This window comes from Bacteroides sp. GD17 (assembly GCF_038448625.1).
In the GTDB taxonomy this organism is placed as follows: domain Bacteria; phylum Bacteroidota; class Bacteroidia; order Bacteroidales; family Bacteroidaceae; genus Bacteroides.
This window is the reverse complement of the sequence record NZ_JBCEZS010000011.1, coordinates 178,830-186,999: the sequence shown is the minus strand read 5'-3', so window position 1 is coordinate 186,999 and position 8,170 is coordinate 178,830. Positions and strand designations below refer to the sequence as shown.

General features: G+C 41.2%; 7 protein-coding genes. 2 read left to right on the top strand and 5 right to left on the bottom strand.

The genetic code is table 11. From position 1 onward, the window contains the following. Positions 1 to 59: 59 nt before the first annotated feature. Positions 60 to 2,855, top strand: a complete 2,796-nt coding sequence (locus AAE250_RS16940) for a SusC/RagA family TonB-linked outer membrane protein (protein WP_342289175.1) — start codon at positions 60 to 62, stop codon at positions 2,853 to 2,855. A gap of 37 nt (positions 2,856 to 2,892) precedes the next feature. Continuing rightward, positions 2,893 to 4,371, top strand: a complete 1,479-nt coding sequence (locus tag AAE250_RS16935) for a RagB/SusD family nutrient uptake outer membrane protein (RefSeq protein WP_294595755.1) — start codon at positions 2,893 to 2,895, stop codon at positions 4,369 to 4,371. Between the two features lie 123 nt (positions 4,372 to 4,494). On the opposite strand, the gene AAE250_RS16930 is transcribed toward AAE250_RS16935, so the two are convergent. The 5 genes from AAE250_RS16930 to AAE250_RS16910 all read right to left on the bottom strand — a co-directional run bounded on the left by AAE250_RS16930 (position 4,495) and on the right by AAE250_RS16910 (position 8,141). Then, on the bottom strand, positions 4,495 to 5,148 hold the full coding sequence (locus AAE250_RS16930) for a MarC family protein (RefSeq protein WP_294595753.1): 654 nt from the start codon (positions 5,146 to 5,148) through the stop codon (positions 4,495 to 4,497). A 53-nt stretch (positions 5,149 to 5,201) separates the two neighbouring features. Beyond that, on the bottom strand, positions 5,202 to 5,900 hold the full coding sequence (locus AAE250_RS16925) for a YjjG family noncanonical pyrimidine nucleotidase (RefSeq protein ID WP_294595751.1): 699 nt from the start codon (positions 5,898 to 5,900) through the stop codon (positions 5,202 to 5,204). A gap of 118 nt (positions 5,901 to 6,018) precedes the next feature. Beyond that, positions 6,019 to 6,897 carry a Cbp1 family collagen-binding glycoprotein adhesin gene (locus AAE250_RS16920; protein WP_294595748.1) on the bottom strand — a complete coding sequence of 293 codons (879 nt, stop codon included), beginning with the start codon at positions 6,895 to 6,897 and terminating at the stop codon, positions 6,019 to 6,021. Between the two features lie 34 nt (positions 6,898 to 6,931). Further along, entirely contained in the window at positions 6,932 to 7,606 is a 675-nt protein-coding gene (rsmI, locus tag AAE250_RS16915; protein WP_294595746.1) for a 16S rRNA (cytidine(1402)-2'-O)-methyltransferase, read from the bottom strand. Positions 7,607 to 7,619: 13 nt separating this feature from the next. After that, entirely contained in the window at positions 7,620 to 8,141 is a 522-nt protein-coding gene (locus AAE250_RS16910; protein WP_294595745.1) for a hypothetical protein, read from the bottom strand. Between the last annotated feature and the right edge of the window lie 29 nt (positions 8,142 to 8,170).

Sequence of the window (8,170 nt, the reverse complement as noted above, 5' to 3'; positions counted from 1 at the left end):
TATATTTTTCAAAGTCATGATTATCAACAATATACTCATTTTACAGTTCTGCGAAGACTTTGATTATTTCGTATATTGGTATGCAGACTCAAGAGGTGAGTATTAAGGCGAATATGAAAATCGCAATGAAGCCTGATACAGAAGTCTTAGACGAAGTTGTAGTAACAGGTTATGGTGTACAACGAAAGGCATCGTTTACTGGAGCAGCCGCTATTGTAGGTAAAGATGTTCTTGCAAAGAAGACTGATGCTAATTTCGTAAAGGCATTAGAGGGTGCTGTACCTGGTATTCAAATGAACAATTCAACTAGTATGCCAGGTATATGGGGATCTATCTATGTACGTGGACGTGGCTCACTTAATTCCGGAACTCAGCCACTCTATGTAATTGATGGTATGCCGGTTGACTCTGATACGGATGATAATTCACTTACTTATAGCACTAATAATGTAGTAGATCCGATGTCTTCACTTAATCCTGCCGACATTGAAAGCATCACAGTATTAAAAGATGCGGCAGCTACTGCTATTTATGGTTCGCGTGCAGCCAATGGAGTAATTGTGGTTACTACTAAAAAAGGTTCAGAAGGCAAATTTAATATCAATCTTGATATTAAGCAAGGATTTGTAACAACTGCCAACAACAACATGGATTTTGCTAATGCGCAACAAACCATGAAGCTTTTCGCTGACGGTTACACTGCAGCACAAGGTGGTGATTGGCAGGAAAATTATGATTACTTAGCTGATGATTATTTTGGCTGGGATCGCAAGTCTTCTTACGACTGGATGGATGCCATTTCTCGTAAAGGCTACTATCAAGACTACAACCTTAATATGCAAGGACGTACCGGTTCTACCGGCTACTACGTCGGTTTAGGTTATCTGAATACAGAAGGTTTGATTATAGGATCGGATTTGGAACGCTTCTCTGGCCGCCTCAATTTGGATACTAAGTTCCAATGGGCTACTTTGGGAGTGAATTCATCATACAGTTACTCTACACAGAATGGTTTTTCACTATCCACATCAGGTTCTATGAGTAGTCCAATCACAGCTGCTATCTCCAGCCAGACTCCTATGGATCCCTTTTATGATGCAGAAGGAAATTATGCTAACATCAATGGTTATAATCCGTTGGCATTGATGGACGAGAAAGCGGGTGAACTTAACCAAAATACAACTCAAATGGTGAATTTGAATCCTTATTTCCAAATAGATTTTGGTAAAGGAATCTATGCCAAAACAACATTAGGAGTAAATATCAACGAATTACGCCAATATCAGTATTGGAGTGCTCTATACAATCCACAAGCACAAGACTATAATGGTCTGGGACAACAATACAACTCCAGAAGTACAGTCATCACCTGGAATAATATTATTGGTTGGAACTATAAGTTTGCCAATAAACATGATATTAGCTTGATGTTAGGTCAAGAAATGCAGAAGAAGAGCTATTTCTATGAATATTATGCAAAATCGGACTTTCCGTTTGCAGCTTCCGGTATGCGCGACCTTACAACAGCCGGTACCGATCAAGGCAATGAATACTATAAGCAAGAAGCTCGTCTAGCCTCTTATTTTGCAGATGTACATTATGCTTATGCAGATAAGTATTATCTCTCCGGTTCTTTCCGCCGCGACGGTTCATCCGTATTCGGTGCCGATAACCGTTGGGGTAACTTCTGGTCAGTGGGTGGAAAATGGCGTATTTCAGGTGAAGACTTCCTAAATGAAAACGAAACAATAACGAATGCTACGCTTCGTGCATCTTATGGTACAGTAGGTAATCAAGATATTAGTTGGTATGCTGCCCGCGGATTCTATTCCTCAGGCTATAACTACAACCAAATGCCAGGTATGAGACCGACAAGTATTCCCAATCCGGAATTGACATGGGAGGTTTCCAAGAAATTCGATGTTGGTTTTGACCTTTCGTTCCTTCATCGTATCCATCTTACCTTTGATTTCTATAATGAAGAAACTTCTGATGCTCTATTTGAAATACCTTTATCTATGACTACCGGTATGTCAAAGACTTATCAGAATATCGGTTCTATCCGCAATCGTGGTATTGAGTTCTCAGTAAATACTTCGATTATCCAGAAAAATGATTTAAACTGGAATTTCTTTGCTAACTTAACATGGAATAAAAATGAAGTTATAAAATTGTCTACTGATGATCCATTGGAATATACATTCCAAATTATTGAGAAGGGACATCCTTATAGCCAGTTCTATATGAAAGAATATGTAGGGGTGGACCATGAGACTGGTAAACCACTGTGGTACCTCAATAAGGAAGGTAACGAAACTACATCAGACTACAATGCAGCCGCCAAGCGCTATGTAGGAAATGCCGATCCCAAAGTTTTGGGAGGTTTTGGAACTAACCTTACTTGGAAAGGAATCGATTTCAACATTAATTTCAATTACCGTTTAGGAGGAAAAGTATACGATTCCGGAGCAGCCTTTACCGGTTTTGGTATGGCATTCCGCACGCCGCTTGAAGACGTAGCTCTCAACTCATGGACAGAAACGAACAAAAACGCTAAATATCCTCAGTACATCTATGGTGACCCCAATAAAGCCACAGCTACCTCTTCTCGTTATCTTTATAACGGAAACTACCTGCGTATCAGCAATGTAACATTGGGATACACATTACCCAAACGATGGACTGAAAAAGCATTTATTCAGAAACTGCGTGTTTATGCATCAGCAGATAATCTCTACACGTTTACAGCAAGTGATTTTGTAGGATACAATCCGGAAACTTCTGCTAACGGTGTTATTGCATGGCAATATCCTGCAACCAGCACCTTCATTGGAGGTATTCAGCTTACTTTCTAATATAGTATATTACAGTAATTAAAAGCAATTTATGAATATGAAAAAGAATATATTAAAAACATTCGTCATATTGGCTTTGGGAGCCGGTTTTTCAGGATGCGGAAACAGTTTCCTCGAAACCGACTATTACAAAGGCATTGATGTAGAAACAGGATTGTCCACAGTTGACAATATCTCAACGGCACTGAATGGTACCTACTACGACTTGTTCTATTATTACTTTGCCGGAAACTATGCTATCAGCATCGGTGATATCCCAACTGATATTAGCTACTGGAATGGTAAAACAGGACATTTTGATGGCATATATACCTACACTTTCACTGATACAGACACTTACCTGAAAGCAATTTGGGAATATGGATACAAAACAGCGGATAATGCAGCTCGTGTAATAGTAGCTTCCCAAGCTCTCTATGATAATGCTTCAACAGAAGAAAAAGCTGAATTAGATCGCTGTATGGCAGAAGCTTACGCCTTACGTGGATATGCACAGTTGATATTGACCAATGTTTATGCCCACCAAGTAAAAGTGAATGGCACTGACCATTCATCAGATCTTGGCATTGTACTGATTGAACAGCCTATTGAGGCACTAGCTCAAGTAAGCCGTTCAACAGTAGGAAAAAATTATGAGGCTATTGTGTCAGACTTCGAACAGGCCATTGCACACTTTAATGCTGCTGGTGGAGACAGACAGTCTTTGGTATACTTCAATAAGGCTGCTGTATATGGTTTGTTGGCGCGCACCCATCTCTATTTAGAGAATTGGGATAAAGCTATGCAATATGCACAAAACGCTCTTGATGAAAAAGGAATTACTGAGTTAACTTATGGTGCTGCTAAGTATAAGGCACTTTATAACAACGAAGCATCGAATTCAGAAAGTATGTTTGCATTAGCAATTACACAAACAGACAACTGGTCGGCTAATTCATGTGGTACGTTATGGTCTACATACAATTACAGCCCAAGTCCGAAATTGCAGGCTCTTTATGGTGAAAATGATTGCCGTACAAGTATATTTGAATGGGACGCTAAGTCTTCACCTGCCGTACCTGTTTTCAAATCAGGCAAATTCTCTCATTATGATTCGGGAAATCCTGCTTACGGTACTAACTATATAGTAAATGCACCTGAAATGTTCTTGATCCTTGCAGAAGCCAACTTGAAAAGTTCGAACGGTAACTTTGGAAAGGCTCAAAACGCCCTGCTGACAGTTGCTAAACGCAATGCAGATATTACATCTATATCAGACTTGCCCGCAACATCGGATGATTTAATGAAATTCCTCAAAGATGAACGTGCCCGTGAATTATTCCAAGAAGGCTTGCGTTTATATGATTTAAGACGTTGGGATGAAAATGCAGAAGTGTATGCAGCCAAAGCTCCTAATGAGTCATTCACTTATACCAACTACAAAATTTCAAATCTAGTATTCCCCATCCCTAGTGCAGAAGTTAATTCTGGATTTGGAGTAGAACAAAATGATTGGTCAAGTACTCTACCTAAATAACAAAATGACTGGTCAATAATTCAATTCAGTTATAAAACTGAACTTTATAAATAAAGTGTTTTAAAAGTCGTTCGCTGTGAAGCGAACGACTTTTGTTATATGTCATATGTTTAGTGAGAAGCTTTAAAGAAGTCCCGTAACTCCCTCTTTCAAAATATCCACCAATATCGGTTTCACGCCACTGACAAAGCATTCCACAGCAATCACCATCAGGATAAGCCCCATCAAACGCATCATTACGTTATTTCCCGTTTCGCCCAAGACTTTCACCAGACGCGTGGAAGCACGTAATATAAAGAAGGTGATTAAATAGATAAAGGCAATCATACCTATCAGGACTCCTTTCATCTCAAGAGAATTGGCATCCTGCATCAATACAATGGCATTCGCTATGGCACCGGGACCACAAAGCATGGGGATACCAAGCGGAGTAATAGAGATGTCATCAGCATACGTCTTGATCTCTTCATCCTTCAGTTTCATTGGAGTATAACGGGCTTGCAGCATATCAAAACCAATCTTGAAGATAATGACACCGCCTGCTATGCGGAAACCGTTCGTAGAGATGCCGAAGAATTTAAAAAGAAACTGCCCGGCAAATGTAAAAACCATAATCGTAGCAAAAGCCACCAAAGTAGCACGCGATACAACAGTTTGCCGTTCCTTTTCGGTCATACCATGAGTCATGGTCAAGAAAACCGGCATCGTTCCAAGAGGGTTGGTCAACGTGAAGAAGGAAGTAAAACAAAGCAAAGCGAAAGGCAAGATAGTCTCCATAGCTATATTTTTATACGTTTCTGCTGACAAAAATACAACTAAATCTTACAATGTCACAGAATTTGCATCAATTCTTTTAAGTCACTGACTTGATAAGTCGGCTGAAAAGGTAGTTCCGTTTTTCCGGTTACATTATAAAACACCTGATGCATTCCTACTTCCCTCGCTCCAGCAACATCATTTTCCCAACTATCGCCTATCATTAAAGAGTCCTGCAACTCGGATTGCGTAGTAGAAAGAGCAAAATGAAATATCTCAGGCCACGGCTTCAGCACCCCTATATCATCAGACAATACTACCTTTTTGAAATAATGATCAATACCTGCCGAGCGCATCTTATGGCACTGAAGTTCCTGAAAACCGTTAGAAAGAATATACAGATTATATTTTGCCGACAAATATTCCAATACTTCCCTGGCATGGGGCATCAACTTACTTTTAGTTGGAATCACAGAAAAGAAATCATCAGAAAAGCTCTTTGCCAGCATGGCATCCCCCACCCCAACAGCTTCCAAAGGATACAGGAAACGCTGGCGGTTCAGTTCTTCTTTCGTCACTTGCCCCTTGCCATATTCTTCCCACAACTCCACATTGCGTTGTTGATAGAGCGCATAAAAATGCTGGAAAGACTGAAAGAAACGATCATATCCATACTTCTGATACATTTCTTCAAACGTATCGCGGGCATTCAGAGAAAAAGCCCAAAGAGTATCATCCAGATCGATAAAGAGATTCTTATATTGATATGCCATAATATATTAGTATGAGATATAAAAAATAGAAACGCAGATTATCGCAAACCCACGCAAAGCATTGCTGCCTTGGCTATTTGCGATAATCTGCGTTCAATCAGCACACACTACAAATGTGTTATTTCACCTGGATAACCAGATACTTGGATACACTCCAGAATTCTTTCGGATTTGTAATCTTCAAAGTGAGCTGTCCTTTGTCATCTTTCTCCAAAGCATAAGAACCGGCCGGATGAGTAGTCAGGATATCAGCATCTTTAGAATACAACTTGATTTCTTTGGTGGTACGGATATCCACTTGTGTGAAGTAGTCCTTGTTGATATCACCATCTTTCAGCACATCGCCTTTCTTAAAGAGTCCCGAACCGGTCAGAATTTTCTGGTCTTTCAGCTCTTTCTTCGTTCCGAATACAAACCAAGCCGTATTAAGCGCTTTGTCTTGTTCGGCAACAGTCTTGGCTTTAGCGTCATTTTCAGCAGACAGCATTTCTTTATCTGCAGACAAGCCGGTAACTGCTGCATCCAGTTCTTGAATACGGATGTTTCTGGAAGCCAGTTCAGCCTGCAACTCCTCAATGCGTTGAGTCTTTGCAACCAGTTCTTGAGTCAGAGATTCCACAGCTTTCTTCAACTGAGCCGAATTGGTCTTGCTACTCTTCAGCATGGATTGCAATTTGGCAATCTGTTCTTTGTTTTCTTCCATCTGCTTGCGGATAAATTCAATATCCGAGGCTATCTGTTGCTTGGCATTCATAGAGCCCTCGGCCACAGCGCCACGTTGTAAATCTACGCGGCTCTCGGCTGCATTGATTTGGCGGAATCCCTCCGAAATATCATTGAAAGTACCCATCATTTCATCCAGTTCTGCATTACGCTGGGTCAATTCCATCAAAAGAGAATCATTTTCGGCTTTCAGCTGGTCTTTGTTACCACCAGAGAAGCTGTCACACGAAGCCATTACGGCTGCGCACACAATTAAAACTGCTAACTTTTTCATACGCTTTTGTTTTACGTTTTGTTAATGAAGTTATTTAATCGTCTATTCCTGCTACTACAATCACAATTTCACCGCGCGGTTCGTTGGCTGTGAAATGCTCTATCAGTTCTGTGAGGGTTCCGCGTACGGTTTCCTCGTGTATCTTGGAAATCTCCCTCGAAACGGATGCCTGACGTTCCGCACCGAAGTGTTCGGCAAATTGCGTCAAAGCTTTTACCAGCCTGTGAGGAGATTCATAAAATACCATCGTACGATATTCTTCTGCCAATGCTTTCAAACGCGTCATGCGTCCCTTCTTCTGTGGAAGAAAGCCCTCGAAGCAGAACTTCTCGTTTGGCAATCCCGAAGCCACCAGCGCCGGTACAAAAGCTGTAGCTCCCGGCAGGCATTGCACCTCGATGCCGTTGCGTACACATTCTCGTACCACCAGAAACCCAGGGTCTGATATTCCGGGGGTACCGGCATCCGAAATTAAAGCGACCGTTTCGCCCCCTTTTATTCTATTAACAACGCTTTCCACCGTTTTATGTTCATTAAATTTATGGTGAGACTGCATTGCATTCTTTATTTCAAAATGTTTCAGCAATATTCCGGAAGTGCGTGTATCTTCAGCAAGTACCAGATCAGCTTCTTTTAGGATTCTGATGGCACGGAAGGTCATATCCTCCAAATTTCCTACCGGCGTAGGCACTACATAAAGTTTTCCCATATTGATAGATGATTTAGCTGAAATATTTCTTGAGGAGTTCTACGAAATCGGCTGCAGTTTCATTCTCTTCGTCCGGGTGCACTTCCGAGACGAAAAGATCCATAGCTTTGTCCAAAGAAGAAGCTTCACCCAACCGACGTACCACCTCATTCATCCGGACAGCATTACCCTCAAAGAGTTCACGGGTAAAACGGAATGAATCATTTAAACTAATGGCATGGCGCAAATCGGTAGCAGGTTTGATACGTTCTGCTAAAATAGGAGAAACCGGAGTCACAATAGGTTGAACCGATTCGGCAGGACTGTCTGTCGGTTCCTCCGGCACATTCTTATCTATAGCCGGTTCTACCGGATTCTCTTGCCCTGCAGGAGCCTCATCCAGCAAGGCTTGCAGTGCATCGAGGCGTGCCTTCATCTGCTGAATATTTCGTTTTATCACTACCCGCAATGCCGGGTTGGCATCACTCGAGATAGCTTGCATTAAACATTTCAATTCCTGAATGTCCAGTTCTATGTCGTTCAATAATGTTTGCATATCCTTTACACAGTCCGCATTAATGCCAC

What these genes read in the sequence shown, in the direction of transcription:
- AAE250_RS16925 (WP_294595751.1), bottom strand. Translation starts at nt 5,900, where the DNA reads ATGGCATATCAATATAAGAATCTCTTTATCGATCTGGATGATACTCTT.
- AAE250_RS16935 (WP_294595755.1), top strand. Translation starts at nt 2,893, where the DNA reads ATGAAAAAGAATATATTAAAAACATTCGTCATATTGGCTTTGGGAGCC.
- AAE250_RS16910 (WP_294595745.1), bottom strand. Translation starts at nt 8,141, where the DNA reads ATGCAAACATTATTGAACGACATAGAACTGGACATTCAGGAATTGAAA.
- rsmI (WP_294595746.1), bottom strand. Translation starts at nt 7,606, where the DNA reads ATGGGAAAACTTTATGTAGTGCCTACGCCGGTAGGAAATTTGGAGGAT.
- AAE250_RS16930 (WP_294595753.1), bottom strand. Translation starts at nt 5,148, where the DNA reads ATGGAGACTATCTTGCCTTTCGCTTTGCTTTGTTTTACTTCCTTCTTC.
- AAE250_RS16920 (WP_294595748.1), bottom strand. Translation starts at nt 6,897, where the DNA reads ATGAAAAAGTTAGCAGTTTTAATTGTGTGCGCAGCCGTAATGGCTTCG.